Source organism: Acinetobacter sp. KS-LM10, from assembly GCF_036896575.1.
GTDB lineage: Bacteria > Pseudomonadota > Gammaproteobacteria > Pseudomonadales > Moraxellaceae > Acinetobacter > Acinetobacter avistercoris.
In genome coordinates, this window is record NZ_CP145906.1 from 1,118,705 (window position 1) to 1,136,103 (window position 17,399).

Consider the following 17,399-nt stretch of genomic DNA (forward strand, 5'->3'; position numbering starts at 1 on the left):
AGCCAATAAATAAAGGAACTCAGAATGACAACTAGCTATGCAAATATATTAAAACCCCTCCATTTAGGTTTCACTACAATAAAAAATCGTGTTGTGATGGGTTCGATGCACACAGGTTTAGAAGACCGTTTTTATAATTATCCAAAATTAGCTGCTTACTTTGGTGAACGTGCTAAAGGCGGAGTAGGACTTATTATTACAGGCGGGATTTCTCCAAACCGTTCGGGATGGTTACTCCCTGCGGGCGGAACCATGAATACTTTAGGTGACATTGCACCACACAGATTGGTCACGCATGCGGTACATAAGCACGGTGCTAAAATCCTGATGCAAATTTTGCATGCAGGTCGTTATGGTTATCAACCTTTTGTATTGTCAGCTAGTCCTATTAAGTCTCCTATTTCACCATTTAAACCACGTGAAATGTCGGACAAACAAATACTTAGTACTATCGAAGACTATGCTCAAACCGCCAGCTTAGCGAAAAAAGCGGGTTATGACGGTGTGGAAATCATGGGTTCAGAAGGTTACTTGCTGAATCAGTTTTTAAGTCGTCACGTCAACCAGCGTACAGATCGTTGGGGTGGAGATATTGAAAACAGAATGAAGTTTTCTGTAGAAATTGTGAAAGCGATTCGTGCAAAAGTGGGTGAGAAATTTATTATCTGCTTCCGTCTGTCGATGCTTGATCTTGTACATGACGGCAATACGATGGATGAAGTCATCACTGTTGCCCAAGCTTTGGAAAAGGCAGGAGTGACCTTGTTGAATACAGGGATTGGATGGCATGAAGCGCGTATTCCAACGATTGTAACTTCTGTGCCTCGTGCAGCATTTGTTGATTATACCGCGGAAGTGAAAAAGCATGTCTCTATGCCCGTGATTGCATCGAACCGTATCAATATGCCAGATACTGCTGAAGCCATTTTGGCCGCAGGAAAAGCAGATATGGTGCAAATGGCTCGTCCATTTTTGGCAGATGCGTATTGGGTCAATAAAACTGCGACCAATCGTGTCGATGAAATTAATACATGTATTGCATGTAACCAAGCCTGTTTAGACCATAGTTTTCAAAATAAACGTGCAACCTGTTTAGTTAATCCGCAAGCGGCTCATGAAACTGAGTTGGTTTATGTTAAAACCAAAAAGCCGAAAAAGATTGCGGTTGTTGGTGGTGGTGTGGCAGGCATGTCGGCAGCAACTGTTGCTGCAAGTCGTGGACATCATGTCACTTTGTTTGAAGCAGCTTCGGAAGTAGGGGGGCAATTTAATTTAGCTAAAGTCGTTCCTGGAAAAGAAGAGTTTCATGAAACGATTCGTTATTTTAAAGTTCAAATTGAAAAAACAGGTGTTGAATTACGCTTAAATACCAAAGTAAATCGCGAACAACTTGAGCGTGAAGGATTTGATGACGTCATCGTGGCAACAGGTGTAGTGCCGCGTGCGCTAAAAATTGAAGGCAGTGATGCTCCGAATGTGTTGTCTTATGCAGAGGTTTTAAGAGGTGCTGACGTTGGACGTAAAGTTGCAGTGATTGGTGCTGGAGGAATTGGTTTTGATATTGCCGAGTTTTTATTAAAACCTGAGCATCAACCTCAGCCACAACCTCTGGCAGATTGGAAGCGAGAGTGGGGGATAGACCCAAATACCAACTACATGACTGAGGGTGGCTCTGTACCTGCTGAAGTTGATCATCCTGTGCGTGAGATTTATTTACTACAACGTAAAACAACTCCGCTTGGCGCTGGTTTAGGCAAGACTTCAGGTTGGGTACATCGTGCGCAATTAAAAAAACATGCTGTGCGTATGTTGCGTGGGGTGCAATATAAATCGGTAGGTGATGAAGGGTTATGGATTGAGACTGAGGGACAATCACAATTACTTCGAGTGGACACGATCGTCGTATGTGCGGGTCAGGAATCTATCAAGGAAATAATGCCTGCAGAGTCAGAACATACGCTGGCTAAATATCACATTATCGGTGGTGCAAAGCTCGCTGCAGAGCTTGATGCGAAGCGTGCAATACGAGATGGCGCTGAAATAGCAGCCAAATTGTAAAGAATTGAACTGTATTTGCTGAAACATTATTCAGTTGAATGGTTTAGATGTATTTATTGCTTGTCATCGTTCGAAAAGCTTCGTATTATGGCGCACATGGAAGCGTGGCAGAGCGGTTTAATGCACCGGTCTTGAAAACCGACGAGGGTTTACCCCCTCCGTGAGTTCGAATCTCACCGCTTCCGCCAAATTCAAAAACCCCAATCGAAAGATTGGGGTTTTTTTATATCGTGAAATTATGCTTTACTCTTCATTAGAGGCTACAAAACCATAATTTGTAAGATTTGATCAAAGATCGTCAATACAAATGATTAAAATAATAAGGACAACAATATGAGAACACTAATGACGATGGTAGTAGGTTTGATTATTTTCGCCCTCATTTTGATATTCATTAAAATCATCAAAAAACGAGCTGTTTTCCGCTTAGCCATGTAGGTTTTTATGCCACTTTGGTTTGTTTAGTCAGCTGGAATATGTATTACGGTATAAATTTAGGCTATGGTTTGATGGAAGAAATTCCATTCTTTTTAATCAATTTCTTCGTTTCTATCGCCGTTGCCTTTTTAGAGTGTAAACGTCAATTTGCTAAGTAAGTAGATTAAACAACTTTTAACGCAACATGAATTAAAATGCTAAATAAACTCCATTAGTCATTTTTTTAGAATTATAAAAACTGAAAAACTCAATTTCGTATTAGTTTATTTTCTTCGAAAACTTTAATGCTAATGTTAATTCCTAAATATATAAGTGACTTTCTCAACACAACATTATTGCTTAGTTGAACAATCAGGATAAAAATTCATTATGGAAGCTGAAAATAAAAGCCGTTTAAATAAATTGGATTTGCAAAAAAATTCTCGCCCAATTCGCTTAGGGATTGTGGGTGGTGCAAGTGGCGGTTTCATCGGACCAGTTCATGCGATGGCTGCGCGTATGGATAATCGTTATCGTATAGTTGCTGGTGCATTGTCTTCGCGTGCTGAGGTGGCAAAGTCTGCAGGTGCGGAATGGTTTATTGATCCTGAGCGTTGTTATACCGATTATAAAGAAATGGCGCGAATTGAATCGCAACGTGAAGATGGTATTGAGGCTGTGGCAATCACAACCCCCAATTTCACACATTTTGATATCGCAAAAACATTCTTAGAGGCAGGCATTCATGTCATTTGTGATAAGCCAATGACAACAAGTCTTGATGATGCATTAGCACTTGAAAAAATTGCTAAAGATTCAGGTCTATGCTTTATGGTACCGCATGTATTCTCTGCTTATGCGATGGTCCGTCAAGCTAAATCTATGGTTGCAGAAGGTTTATTGGGTGATATTCGCCTTGTGCATGTGGAATTTATGATGGATTGGCTTACCAATCCAATCGAGCAACAAGATGGCGGACAAGGCAACTGGCGTACAGATCCATCAAAATCTGGACCCGGTGGTGGTAGTGCCGATATTGGTACACATGCGTGGCATCTGGCGCAATTTATTACAGGTCAAAAAATTAATTCTGTGTTAGCTCAAGTGGAAGCGATTGTACCAAATCGTCGTTTAGATGATAACGTACAGGTACTGACACGTTTTGAAAATGGTGCACGTGGTACGATTTTAGTGAGCCAAGTTGCTCAAGGTAATGATTGTGAGGTTAGAGTGCGTATTTATGGCTCTAAAGGAAGTATCGAGTGGAATCATAATGAAATGAATAAATTACGCTATACCTCTGTCGACAAGCCGACACAAATTATATCGCGTGGTGATTTCGGCTTGTCACAATCGAGTTATTTAGCGACATGGTTGCCCAAAGGGCATCCTGAAGGCTATATCGAAGGTTTTGCGCAATTATATGCTGAGTTTGCTGTGGCGATTGAAAGTTATCGTACAGGCGAAAAACCTGAAGTTGCACCTATGTATTCAGACATTCATGACGGTGTGAGTGGCGTATTATTTGTTGAGTCAATTTTGAAATCTCACAATAATGGAAACGTCTGGGTAAGTCCTGCAGAAGTACTTGCATCACACACAAAAGGCTGAGTTGAAGAGAGCTAATTTCTTGTGAAATGTTAGACCATAAAGCCCTATGTTATATCGGCTTTATGGTTTTTTTAGGTTCTTAGGAAGTTAAAGAGATTAATTTCGGTAAACGGCAAGATGAAATCGCATTTAGCTTTCAGACTGACCAAAGTCAAAGTTGCACAATGAACTATTCTCATCTCACTTAAAAAACAAAGATATCAGATTTATCTTTTATGAGGTGATGGATGATCTACACGACATATTGCAAAAAATGATAGCTCGTGATTCATCTACTATTTATAGCGAATTATCGCTAAATCAAACGCACACAAGAAAAAATAGCCACTTTGCTAAATATGCATATGGGCTAGCGAAAAGACATTTCTCAAATCATGCCAACAGTATTCAATAGGTGCATCGTAATCAGTTTGATCTGGACCTTGTTTACTTTTGGTTGAGCTTAGCAACGAGAATCACATCAAATTTATATCATGCCGTGATTGATTAATCTTGCGTAGTATACTGCTCATACAAGAAGACCAATCAGTTGAATGATTGATTTTAGACCTAGGTTGATTCATTTAGAAATGATTTGACTAAATAAACATTCAAGCTGAGGTTTGCACAAAAAATCTTAAATGAATAGGCATAATAGAGTTCTTTCAAAAATCAAAAATTGATCGTTAAGTCGTCATCTAAACTCTCAATGCATTCGCTTCTCTTGCGCTATAAATGGCTCAGGAAGAAGGCTAGAGTGAGGGGAGATATGCTTAATATAGCCTCGCCCTTGCGCAATCAGAATATATTCTGAGGATGCTCATTACTTGTGCTTCATTTTAAGCAGTGTTTTAAAACTTGCTCAAGAGAGGGAACTATACGATAAATTTTATTTGGCTAAAAAATGATTTATTTAAGTAGTTCATTGGTTATTGTGCAAATAGTGCAATCTTCTCGTGTAAAAAAACCTGAACCCATTCAAAGTTAAAATGTATTTTAACTCGAGTAGTTCAGGTTTTTTAAAACTCGATGATTAAGTTTTAGTGTTTGTGATTTGATTGTTTCTTATAGAGAAGCCTTATGCAGACATCCATTTTTACCCTTTATTTTTAGTATAGATGTCAATAAGTACTGCACCCAGTAATACTAGGCCTTTAATCACTTGTTGATAATCTACACCAATTCCCATGATTGACATACCATTATTCATAACCCCCATAATGAATGCACCAATCACCACAGCAAAGACTTTACCCACACCACCAGCTGCAGATGCGCCACCAATGAAACAGGCTGCGATGACATCTAATTCAAAACCGAAACCACCAGATGGTGTAGCACTATTTAAACGAGCTGTAAAAATGAGTCCTGCAAATGCAGCGAGAATACCCATATTTACGAAGGCTAAAAAGACAACTCGCTGAGTATTAATACCTGAAAGTTTAGCTGCTTTTGCATTTCCACCAACAGCATAAATACGGCGACCAATAGTCGTTTTGTTCATAATGAAAGTATATAACGCAACGAGTAGGCCCATAATAATTAAAACGTTTGGCATACCACTATAAGAAGCTAATAAATAAGAAAATATAATGATGACAGCACTCAGTGCTAAATTTTTTAATACAAAAAAGAGTGTCGAACTCGTACTGATTTCATGTAATGCTGCATGTTTACGTTGATTTAATTCAAGGACAAAAAAAGTAATACTGACAACAACACCAATTAAAAGTGAAGTAAGATGTAGCTCTCCGCCAAAAAAATCAGGAATAAAACCTGAACTGAGGGTATTAAAGCTATCTTCAAACGGACCAACAGATTGCCCCTCAAGAGCGATCATTGTTAAGCCCCTAAATACGAGCATCCCTGCCAAAGTCACAATAAATGAGGGTACGTTCCAATAGGCAATCCAATAACCTTGAATAGCGCCAATAACCGCTCCAACACATAAACAGATAAACATGGCTGGAATAAAAGGCATTTCATGTGTAACCATGAGCGTGGCAGCTATTGCTCCTGTTAGGCCAACAACTGAACCAACGGAAAGATCAATGTGTCCACTGATAATCACCATGAGCATACCTAATGCCATAATGACAATATAACTATTTTGTAAGATCAAATTTGTCAGGTTGAGCGGGTCTAGCAAGATATTATTTGTAGAAAACTGGAAAAATGTGACAATAATAATTAAGGCACATAAAAGACCATATTCTTTGAGCCCGTGAGCTAATATATTTGTATTATTTATAGTATTTGTATTATTCAATTTAGTTCGCTCCATTTCTCATAATTGATCGCATAATGACCTCCTGATTTGCATCTTTCGCTAGGAACTCACCGACAATTTTTCCTTCATTCATGACATAAATTCGATCACACATGCCTAATAGCTCTGGCATTTCAGAAGAAATCATGACAATGCATTTACCTTCTTGGGCAACTTGATCAATAATGGTGTAAATTTCATATTTTGCACCGACATCAACACCACGTGTTGGCTCATCTAGAATCAAAACATCGGGTGAGGTAAACAACCATTTGCTAATTACGACTTTCTGTTGATTACCTCCAGATAAATTCTCCGTATGTTGTTCTACATCTGAACAGCGGATGCGAAGTTTATTTCGATACTCTTTTGCAATTTTCGCCTCTTGATATTCATTCACGACCAAATGTTTGGAGATCCCTGCCAGATTGGCTAAAGAAGTATTCTTTTTAATACTTTCTTCGAGTAATAGCCCATAACCTTTGCGGTCTTCTGTGACATAAGCAATGCCATTGTCGATCGCTTTACGTACAGTGGATACATCTACAACTTTGTCATGAATAGAAACTGAGCCACGAATATTTGTACCGTAAGATTTTCCGAAAATACTCATTGCTAGTTCAGTACGACCTGAGCCCATAAGTCCGGCGATACCAACAATTTCACCTTTACGTGCTTTAATATTGATACCTTTAATAACTTCGCGTGATGCAAAATTAGAATGATTAACACACCAGTCTTTAACTTCAAATAAAACTTCACCAATATTCGGGGTGCGTTTTGGGTAGCGGTCTTCCATATCTCGACCGACCATTGCCTTGATAATGCGGTCTTCACTGACCTCATCTTCTCGACAATTTAGATAATCTACAGAAGCACCGTCACGTATGATGGTAATACTATCGGCAATTCGTGATATTTCATTGAGCTTATGAGAGATAATAATTGAAGTGACGCCTCTTGCTTTTAACTCTAAGAGTAGGGTTAATAAGCGATCACTATCATTGTCATTTAAACTGGCTGTAGGCTCATCTAAAATTAACAATTTGACTTCTTTTGATAATGCTTTTGCAATCTCAACCAATTGTTGCTTACCAATCCCAAGATCGCTAATGAGAGAATCTGGAGAGTCGGTCAAACCGACTTTAGCAAGGACTTCTTTGGTTTTTTTATAAGAGCTATTCCAATCAATAATGCCAGCTTTAGATTGTTCATTTCCGAGGAATATATTCTCAGTAATGGACAGCATTGGGACTAAAGCGAGTTCTTGGTGAATAATAATAATTCCTTTTTTTTCACTCTCATGAATACTTGAGAACTTTTGTTCTTCACCTTGATATAGGATTTGACCATCGAAAGTACCGTAAGGATATACGCCGCTTAGAACTTTCATTAATGTAGACTTTCCAGCACCATTTTCACCACAAATGGCGTGAATTTCTCCTTTTTTGACAATCATGTCGACATTACTGAGCGCCTGAACTTGTCCAAAACACTTTTTAATGCCATGCATTTCCAATATTGTTTCCATACAGTAACCTCTGCTGATCAGGATTCTAATCAGCATTAATCAATAATAATCGTCTTGTATTTTGTATAAGCACTTCAATAAATGATGAGCTATGACTTATTTCAGTTGATTTGCTTTGTAATAACCAGATTTAATGAGCACAGCATCTAAGTTACTTTTGTCAACTAAAATTGGATTAACTAAATAAGTAGCGACCAATTTATTGCCATTGTTATAAGATTTGGTGTTGTTCACAGGAACTGGTTTATTTTTAATAACCGCATCTACCATATTCACCACAGCTGTTGCTAATAAACGGGTGTCTTTAAAAACAGTGGATGTTTGGTCTCCACGAGCGATCGCTTTGACATTTGAAATTTGAGCATCTTGGCCGGGTATGATTGGCATTGGCTTTTTAGCTGTGCCATATCCTGCCGCTTTTAGAGAGGATATAAGGCCTGTTGCGATATTATCGTTTGGAGACAAAACGCCATCTATACGATTATTGCCACTATAAAAAGCACTGAGTAAGTTATCCATACGCGTTTGAGCTAATGCACCGTCCCAGCGTAAAGTTGCCACTTTGGTGAGTGGCGTTTGCTTACTGCGTACAACAAGCTTACCTTTTGCGATATACGGATTAAGCGCAGACATTGCACCAGCGTAGACCATATGTGCGTTATTATCATCGAGTGAGCCCGCAAACAATTCAATATTGAATGGGCCTTTACCTGCATCTAATCCTAGTTTCTTGATAATAGACGTGGCTTGTAATACACCGATTTGGTAGTTATCAAAAGTTGCATAGTAATCGACATTAGCAGTTTTCATAATTAATCGATCGTATGAAATAATTTTGATGCCTTTTAACTTCGCCTTTTGTAATACATTTGACAAAGTTACAGCATCGACTGGACTAACAATCAGAACTTTAGCACCAGAAGTAATCATATTTTCAATTTGAGCGATTTGAGTTGCAACATCATAAGTTGAGTACTGTAAATCTGTCTTATAACCTTTAGCTTTTAGGTTTTTGACGATGTTGTTACCATCCATGACCCAACGTGCTTCTGTTTTATTTGGCAAGGTAATACCAATTAACTCCCCAGCAGCATAAGCACAATTTGCAAATGCAGCTAAAGCGAATACAGTGGCAGAGGTGGTTATAGTTTTATAAATTTTCATTGTGAGTATCCTTTAGCTTTAAGCGAAATGAATGTGAGTAAACTTATTTAAATTCCATTTAAAAATTACATCACTGCTTCAAAAAATGATCGTTATAACAACTTTTTTGGGCTTATTATGCTCATTTATTAAAAAGAAAAATTATCCTAAACAATTGCTATATATTTTTAGCATAAATAGTAATTGACCATTACAAATGGATAATTGGTGTATAACGTTCTTCTCTTTTTAGAGTCTTTGGAACAAAAGATCTCTAAATTTATTCTCCTGATTTTATGACGACGTTCCTGTCGCTTTCGTCCATTTTTCCCGAGTATTGATCACGGGTTGAAATTGTTATCTGTTCATTTGGAGAATAAAAGTAATAAAAATGGAAAAAAAGTCGAAAATTGAAAAAGTATTTTTCGTTTTGAGAAAGAATGAAGTCATTTTTCATGTTTTTTAGAAATTATTAGACCCAAGATACATTCATTCATTTCAAAAGTGAAAAAGTGTTTTTAGAAATCGCTATTTTCTTTAAAAATTGGCTTATATAACCTAAGAATGATTAAGAACAAGTCATTTTTGAAGTTATCGTTATTATTAAAAGGAAGTAACTAGATGGTAAAAGTAGCAATTCTTGGTGCGGGACGCATCGCTCAGATTCACGCTAAAAGTGCATTTCTAAATACACAATGTGAGCTTAAATTAATAGCTGATCCTTGGAAAGAGGGTGCAGATAAATTAGCGAAAGAATTAAATTGTGAAGCTGGTTATGACTATTACGAAGCAATTAATCGTGATGATATTGATGCTGTTGTGATTGCAACTGCAACTGATCTACACATCGATTTAATGTTACATGCGGTCAAGTGCATTAAGCCAGTATTGTGTGAAAAACCTATTGATTTGGATTTCGCACGTTCAATTGCAGCTGTTCAAAAAATTCAAAGTCTTCATGGTCAAGTCATGTTAGCATTTAATCGACGTTTTGACGAAGATACAATGGCCATTAAAAATGCGATTTTGAACAATGAAATTGGTGAAATTCGTCAGGTCATCATTACCAGCCGTGACCCAGGTATGCCAGCAGTGGAATATATGAAATCCTCGGGTGGAATTTTTAAAGACATGACCATTCATGATTTTGATGCTGCACGTCATATACTGGGTGAAGAACCTGTTGAAATTTTTGCGACAGCAAGTCGATTGGTTGATGAAAAATTAGTGACAATTAATGATTATGATACCTGCAGTATTACTTTGAAAACAAAATCAGGTAAGCAATGTATCATTAATAACTGTCGTGAAGCAGTTTATGGTTATGATCAACGTATCGAAGTTTTGGGCTCTCAAGGCATGTTGAAAACTCAAAACCACCGCCCATCTACCCTTAAAACATATAATCGTGATGTGACGAGCTCACAACAACCGTTGTTGAACTTCTTCTTAGAACGCTATATTGGGTCTTATCGTAAAGAGTTTGATGTATTTGTATCTTGTCTTGTTGAAAAACAAGCATTTCCAACCAATCTATTTGATGGATTACAAGCCCTCTATTTGGCTGTATGTGCAATGGAATCAGTGGAAAGCAATAAAGTCATTATGGTCAATCCTGAAGGTCCTTCAAAATAATTTTCAGTTTAAAGCAAAGTTTAGGTGCAGAGTCACGGTTAAGCCGTGACTTGACTTAAACTTATCTTCATTGAACTCTTCCATATAAATAGCAAATAAGTTCTCTATGAATCTATGAATCATGTCATTAAACATACTTCATTCGCTTTCAATTTTGAATGAGTGAGTAACAGAGTCATCTTTCAGTAAAGACGATCATCAGCCAAGAATGCAAAAATTTAGATTAAGATAACAAATCAAATGACAAAAAGGCTTTTTATTGGTGAACGACTTAGAGTTTACTCAGTGGTCGTCTTCTGTAAAGTCAATACTTATGAAAGCCTCATCATTCAACTTTATTATATAGAATTTTTTTGACCGATATATTTATGGTTCTGGTACTAATAATTTTAATCTTGCAATAAAAAATTGCAGCTTACATAGGCTGTATTTTTTTGGGTTGATGGTTCAATTTTTTATAAAAAAACTTCAGTTCCATCCTTTCCAGCAGAGTCAAATAAAGCTGCAAGAAGCACAGAAATATTGTGTGCTTGCGTCTCTGAGACCTGTGATGGTTTTCCATTGGTATAAGAATCTAGAAAGGCATTTAATTCACGGTCAAAATAGACTGGGTTGCCAATCTCTGCAATATCTGGAGAATATTCAGTTTTCTTGGTCGCCCAGATTTCAGGAAAGCTCGTTTCATTCCACTCTGTCCAGCCTTCAATTGTGCCTTCTACCTTACCCGTTTGATAAAGTTTATAAGAAGAAGGAAGTGAGCGTGAAGACATAATACCTTCCGTACCATAAGCAGTAATATCCCAGCTTTCAGTCCATGGAAGTACATCCCAAGCCATGAAATCTACAACAACAATTTTATCGTCATAGTTCAGAATTGCACCTGCAGCATCTTCACGAGACTCTTCACCTTTATAGTCTTTAAATTTGGTGATACGAGCATTAACAGATTTTGGCATACCAAAATGATAGAGTACTCGGTCAAAAAGATGACAACCAATCACGAAGAAGGCACCGCCTAAATCACCAGGCTGTCTCATATGTGCTGTTGCGGCTTCATTGTGAGAGCAACCTGCATGCGCTCGAATTTGTAAAACTTTGCCAATTTTACCTTGCTGAATAACATCATGCATGATGTTAATTGAAGGGGCAAAACGCCAGCAATAACCGACTTGTACGAAACCATCATATTCTTTGACAGCATCCACAATACGCTGAGTATCTGCTACGCCACGACCTGCTGGCTTTTCGACTAAAACAGCTTTGCCTGCTTCTAACGCAGCAATAGTGAGATCAGCCATTTCATAGCTTTTTGAGTGGATGAGAATGATATCAATATCCGGATTGCTTAGAATATCTTCTTTGGTTCGTTCGACAAGATTTAAAGCCTCACAAAAAGGTTTTAGAAGTTCGCTATGATCTGCTGCACCATAAATTTCAATATCGTTGCGTCGTTGTAATGCTTTTACGCGCCCTGAAGTATGCGGGTGGGTGATCCCTAATAACGCAACTTTTAATTTATTTTTTTCCAAAATAAAACTCCTGTAAAAATCTTCCAGTCCTGAATAGATGCAAGTTATCTTTTTCTAATCGGGTTATAAAGAATTTTTAAGGAAATGATTATTTCAATTATGAAATAATCATTTCTGATCATATTGAATCGCATGATCTTAATCAGTGATAAGTGAATGAGTTGCTAGAATGGAAAACTTAACTGCGAATAGAGTTCCAGTAGCGCTCGTATTCTTTATTCTTGAAATCTTCAATTAAGAAATCGATAAACAACCTATTTTTTATGGGCATAAATTGCCTGCTTTGAAAAGTAATGTTGATCGTTAACTCAGGCAGTTGCCAGTCAGTTAGGATTGGAATGAGTCGTCCTTCAACAATATCTTGATAAATAATATAGAGTGGCTGAATTAAAATCCCAGCACCATTTAATGCCGCTGATCTAACAATTTGACCGTCATTGGTCTCCATCACTGGATCAAGTGTGAAACTTTGAACTTCGCCTTCTTTGCTGAAGCTGAGCACTCTAGGGTTATTGGCATGGCTGTAGAGCAAAATATCGTGATCTTTGAGTTCTTCAATGTATTTAGGCTTTCCATTCCTTTTTATATAATCATAGGATGCTGCTAAAACTCGATGTGTAGTCGCTAATTTTCTAATGGTTAAATTTGAGTCAGGTTCAAATTCACGTGTTCGAATAGCAATATCAATATTGCTATCAATGATGTCATGATAACGATTTGCACCGATTAAATTTATTTTTATTTTGGGATAAATTTTATTAAATTTAGGGATTAAAGGTGTAATGTGCATAATTGCAAATGAAATTGAAGAAGTAATCGTGACTGTGCCTTCAGGTTCAACCGCGGCTGAACTAATGGATGATTCAGCCTGCTTAATTTCAGAAAGTAACTCTTTACATTTTTTATAATATTCAAGCCCAATTGTTGTTAACGATAAGCGGCGAGTACTGCGCTCAATCAATTTTACATTCAGTCTATTTTCTAATGCAGCAATATGTCTAGTTGCTGCAGCATTTGATATTTCTAATTTTTCTGCTGCTTTGTTTAATGTACCAAGCTCTGAAACTGCAACAAAGAGCTCCATACTGATAAATCTGTCCATCTTCTTTTCCTGTTATTTTATTATTATTCCTATATTGAAATAAAGATTTTCTCAACCAACATTTTATTTCAATAACTACAAGCTTAGCATGAGATTAATGGGAGTAATGTTCGTTTAGGGAAAAAATGATGAAAAATTTAGATGAAAGAACAATCACTCAAGCTGTGATCGAAAGAAACTCTCTTTCTTCCAATGAGCGATTAAAAGATGTCATGCTGTCTTTAGTTCAACATCTGCATTCATTTGCTAGAGAAGTTCAATTAACCGAAGAAGAATGGGAAATCGGTATAAAATTTCTCACTGAAGTAGGGCAAATTTGCAGTCCAACACGTCAAGAATTCATTCTTTTATCTGATACATTGGGTTTATCAACCTTAGTGATTGCTCAAAATCATAAAAAACCTTTGGGGTGTACTGAAGCAACAGTATTTGGCCCATTTCATGTACAAGATGCCCCACATTTAGAGTTAGGCGATAACATGAGTAAAGGTGTGAAGGGAACACCTTGGTTTGTGAGTGGTGTCATTAAAGGTATTGATGGTGAGATTATTCCAAATGCTGTAATTGATGTTTGGCAAGCAGATGAAGAAGGCTTTTACGATGTGCAAAAACCAGATCTAGACATATACCAAAGTCGAGCCATTTTTCATGCAGACCAGAATGGCCAATATCATTTTCAAACAATCGTTCCTGAAGCCTATCCAATTCCTCATGATGGCCCTGTGGGTAAAATGCTCGAAGCATTAAATCGACATCCTTGGAGACCTGCACATCTTCATTTTATGATTTGTGCTTCTGGTTATGAACGCTTAGTAACGCATATATTTAAGGCTGAAGGCACTTATTTGGATTCTGATGCTGTTTTCGGTGTTCGCTCTTCTCTCATAGCCCAATGGGTCAAGCATGAGCATGGTGTCGCACCTAATGGTGAATATCACAATAACCCTTTCTATACCTTAGAGTTTGATTTTATTTTAAATAAAAAACAGGCTATGGTTGAGGCTGCTTAAATGATCAGCAAAAGTACAACATCTCTAGAAAAAGTACTTTCTCAAATCACCAACGGCTCTACCATTATGATTGGTGGCTTTGGTACTGCAGGTCAGCCTGCCGAACTCATTGATGGCTTACTGGATTTGGGTATCAAAAATCTGACCATTGTGAGCAATAATGCGGGTAATGGCGATTATGGTCTTGCCAAGTTGCTTAAAGCAGGTGCAGTAAAAAAAGTGATTTGTTCTTTCCCACGTCAGTCTGACTCATGGGTGTTTGATGAACTGTACCGTGCAGGCAAAATCGAGCTGGAACTGGTCCCCCAAGGTAATCTGGCTTGTCGTATTCAAGCTGCAGGTATGGGCTTGGGTGCAGTTTTTACCCCAACGGGTTATGGAACATTGTTGGCGGAAGGAAAAGAAACCCGTCATATCGATGGCAAAGATTATGTGCTCGAGTACCCGATCCATGCTGATTTCGCTTTGATCAAGGCACAGCAGGGCGACCGCAGGGGTAATCTGGTTTACCGTAAATCAGCACGCAACTTTGGTCCAATCATGGCGATGGCAGCGAAAGTCACCATTGCGCAAGTTTCTGAAGTGGTTGAACTGGGGGAGTTAGATCCTGAACATATCATTACTCCAGGTATCTTTGTGCAGCATGTGGTTCAGGTTGAATCCACTACACCATTGCTAACCGCATAAGGAGACTGACATGAGTTATAAAAAACTAAGCCGTGATCAAATTGCTGAACGTGTGGCTCAAGACATTCCTGATGGTGCTTATGTCAATCTTGGTATTGGTTTACCGACCAAGATTGCAAGCTATCTGCCCTTGGATAAAGATGTTTTCTTACATTCAGAAAATGGCTTATTGGCATTTGGACCACCACCGTCAGCAGGTGAGGAAGATCCTGAACTGATCAATGCGGGTAAAGAATTCGTAACAATGTTGAAAGGCGGTGCTTTTTTTCATCATGGAGATTCGTTTGCGATGATGCGTGGTGGACACCTTGATATTGCAGTCCTCGGTGCCTTCCAAATTGCGGCCAATGGTGATTTGGCTAACTGGCATACTGGCGCACAGAATGCGGTTCCTGCTGTGGGTGGCGCTATGGATCTCGCTGTGGGTGCCAAGAAAGTCTTTATTACGACAGATCATGTGACCAAACAGGGTGAACCAAAAATCGTGGCGGAACTGACTTATCCTGCGACAGGTCTGAAATGTGTAGACCGTATTTATACAGACCTGTGTGTCATTGATGTCACGCCTGAAGGTTTGAAAGTATTAGAAAAAGTTGAAGGATTAAGCTTTGACGAGCTACAGGCGATGACGGGTGCAACACTGATTGATGTGACTGCTTAAATCCCTCCCAACTTCCTTTTAAAAAAGCGTGGAAAAAGTCCCACTTTTTAAAGGGGGAATTCAGGGGGTTACAGTTTAAGGATTCTAAGGATTTGGGATATAAATTAATGAAAAATGCTTATATTGTCGATGCCATCCGAACTCCGTTTGGTCGTTATGCTGGAAGCTTGGCCTCAGTTCGTGCTGATGATTTGGGTGCTTTACCCATTAAAGCCCTCATGCAACGTAATCCAAGCGTAGATTGGCAGCAGGTCGATGACGTAATCTATGGATGTGCCAATCAGGCAGGTGAAGACAACCGTAATATCGGACGCATGTCATCACTGCTTGCAGGTCTACCGTACCAAGTACCCGCGACGACTATTAACCGTTTATGTGGTTCATCACTCGATGCGATTGCTATGGCGGCACGTACCATTAAAGCAGGTGAGGCAGATCTTATTATTGCAGGTGGCGTAGAAAGCATGAGTCGTGCTCCATTCGTCATGGGCAAAGCTGATACCGCTTATGGTCGTACCCAGAAGATTGAAGATACAACCATGGGTTGGCGTTTTATCAATCCGAAACTCAAAGAATTGTATGGTGTGGATACCATGCCAGAAACTGCGGAAAACGTGGCATCACAGTTTCATATTAGCCGTGAAGATCAGGACAGATTCGCTTTAACCAGCCAGCAACGTACGGCTGCTGCACAAGCCAAAGGTTACTTTGCCAACGAAATTGTGCCTGTAACGATTCAACAGCGCAAAGGTTATCCGTTGATCATTGATACCGATGAGCATCCACGTGCAACCACATTGGAAAATTTAATCAAACTGAAACCTGTGGTTAAAGCTAATGGAACGGTCACTGCTGGCAATGCTTCAGGCATTAATGATGGAGCTGCGGCACTGTTGATTGCTTCAGATGAAGCAATCACGAAATATAACTTGAAAGCACGTGCTAAGATTATTGCAGCAACGACTGCGGGTGTAGAACCTCGCATCATGGGCTTTGCTCCAGTACCTGCGATCAAGAAGCTACTAGAACAGGCCAAGCTGACTTTGGCACAAATCAACGTCATTGAACTCAATGAAGCCTTTGCTGCTCAAGCTTTGGCATGTACCCGCGAACTGGGTTTGGCGGATGACGATGCTCGTGTCAATCCAAATGGCGGAGCGATTGCATTGGGTCATCCACTTGGCGCATCCGGTGCACGTCTAGTCACTACAGCCCTGAACCAACTTGAACAGACAGGTGGTAAGTATGCGTTATGTGCGATGTGTATCGGTGTGGGTCAGGGAATTGCTTTAATTATTGAACGTGTTGAGAGTTAGTTTTCTCAAATTTTTTCTAAAATCTTGTTATTAAAAAAGGATCCATATTTGGGATCCTTTTTTAATATGTTTGATGCTCTATTTTAAGTGTGAATCATGGATCAGCCATAGATTAAAAAAAAGACAATGGCAGAGCCATGAGTTGAGTTATCACACTAAGCTCTTAACTCAAGCCTTTATGTTTGGTCTTAATCAATGATTTTGTCTAATGAATGCTATCTCTCAAAAAATTGAATCCATGTATTGGAAATGCTTAAAGCAAAACTTAAAATTCTTAAGTTTCGTCTTTTTGAAATTGTTTTTTTTGAAATTGTATTTTTAATGATTAAAAGTAGGTGGATAGCAACGAAGACAGCGTAATCACATTGAAATTTTATTCAGCTTACTGAACGAAACATACAATTTAGTGATCACCAAAGCCTGAAATATCGCAAGTTATTATGCATAGATT

General features: G+C 38.6%; 12 protein-coding genes and 1 tRNA gene. 8 read left to right on the top strand and 5 right to left on the bottom strand.

Annotated elements, in window-relative coordinates; all coding sequences use genetic code 11:
* The first annotated feature begins 24 nt into the window (after positions 1–24).
* The 3 genes from V5M36_RS05135 to V5M36_RS05145 all read left to right on the top strand — a co-directional run bounded on the left by V5M36_RS05135 (position 25) and on the right by V5M36_RS05145 (position 4,086).
* On the top strand, positions 25–2,058 hold the full coding sequence (locus V5M36_RS05135) for an NADPH-dependent 2,4-dienoyl-CoA reductase (RefSeq protein ID WP_338562711.1): 2,034 nt from the start codon (positions 25–27) through the stop codon (positions 2,056–2,058).
* Between the two features lie 98 nt (positions 2,059–2,156).
* Positions 2,157–2,246: transfer RNA gene (locus V5M36_RS05140), tRNA-Ser, on the top strand.
* Positions 2,247–2,865: 619 nt separating this feature from the next.
* A complete protein-coding gene (locus V5M36_RS05145) occupies positions 2,866–4,086 on the top strand; it encodes a Gfo/Idh/MocA family protein (RefSeq protein ID WP_338562713.1) in 1,221 nt (406 codons plus the stop codon).
* Positions 4,087–5,161: 1,075 nt separating this feature from the next.
* On the opposite strand, the gene mmsB is transcribed toward V5M36_RS05145, so the two are convergent.
* From mmsB to chvE, 3 genes are all read right to left on the bottom strand, one after another.
* Positions 5,162–6,334 carry a multiple monosaccharide ABC transporter permease gene (mmsB, locus tag V5M36_RS05150; RefSeq protein WP_338562715.1) on the bottom strand — a complete coding sequence of 391 codons (1,173 nt, stop codon included), beginning with the start codon at positions 6,332–6,334 and terminating at the stop codon, positions 5,162–5,164.
* A 1-nt stretch (position 6,335) separates the two neighbouring features.
* Positions 6,336–7,865, bottom strand: coding sequence for a multiple monosaccharide ABC transporter ATP-binding protein (mmsA, locus tag V5M36_RS05155; RefSeq protein ID WP_338562717.1), 1,530 nt, complete (start codon positions 7,863–7,865; stop codon positions 6,336–6,338).
* 96 nt (positions 7,866–7,961) lie between these two features.
* Entirely contained in the window at positions 7,962–9,029 is a 1,068-nt protein-coding gene (chvE, locus tag V5M36_RS05160) for a multiple monosaccharide ABC transporter substrate-binding protein (protein ID WP_338562719.1), read from the bottom strand.
* 600 nt (positions 9,030–9,629) lie between these two features.
* Here chvE and iolG point away from each other — a divergent pair.
* On the top strand, positions 9,630–10,643 hold the full coding sequence (gene iolG, locus V5M36_RS05165) for an inositol 2-dehydrogenase (protein ID WP_338562721.1): 1,014 nt from the start codon (positions 9,630–9,632) through the stop codon (positions 10,641–10,643).
* A 455-nt stretch (positions 10,644–11,098) separates the two neighbouring features.
* Here iolG and V5M36_RS05170 read toward each other — a convergent pair whose 3' ends face one another.
* On the bottom strand, positions 11,099–12,172 hold the full coding sequence (locus tag V5M36_RS05170) for a Gfo/Idh/MocA family protein (RefSeq protein ID WP_338562723.1): 1,074 nt from the start codon (positions 12,170–12,172) through the stop codon (positions 11,099–11,101).
* A 178-nt stretch (positions 12,173–12,350) separates the two neighbouring features.
* Entirely contained in the window at positions 12,351–13,274 is a 924-nt protein-coding gene (locus V5M36_RS05175; RefSeq protein ID WP_338562726.1) for a LysR family transcriptional regulator, read from the bottom strand.
* Positions 13,275–13,402: 128 nt separating this feature from the next.
* On the opposite strand from V5M36_RS05175, the gene V5M36_RS05180 reads away from it, so the two are divergent.
* The 4 genes from V5M36_RS05180 to pcaF all read left to right on the top strand — a co-directional run bounded on the left by V5M36_RS05180 (position 13,403) and on the right by pcaF (position 16,948).
* Entirely contained in the window at positions 13,403–14,284 is an 882-nt protein-coding gene (locus tag V5M36_RS05180; RefSeq protein WP_338562728.1) for an intradiol ring-cleavage dioxygenase, read from the top strand.
* The gene (locus tag V5M36_RS05185; protein WP_338562732.1) at positions 14,285–14,971 is read left to right on the top strand and encodes a 3-oxoacid CoA-transferase subunit A; all 687 of its coding nucleotides are present in this window, start codon (positions 14,285–14,287) and stop codon (positions 14,969–14,971) included. It abuts the gene before it with no gap.
* Positions 14,972–14,981: 10 nt separating this feature from the next.
* The gene (locus tag V5M36_RS05190) at positions 14,982–15,632 is read left to right on the top strand and encodes a 3-oxoacid CoA-transferase subunit B (protein WP_338562734.1); all 651 of its coding nucleotides are present in this window, start codon (positions 14,982–14,984) and stop codon (positions 15,630–15,632) included.
* Between the two features lie 107 nt (positions 15,633–15,739).
* Positions 15,740–16,948, top strand: a complete 1,209-nt coding sequence (gene pcaF, locus V5M36_RS05195; RefSeq protein WP_338562736.1) for a 3-oxoadipyl-CoA thiolase — start codon at positions 15,740–15,742, stop codon at positions 16,946–16,948.
* Positions 16,949–17,399 lie beyond the last annotated feature (451 nt).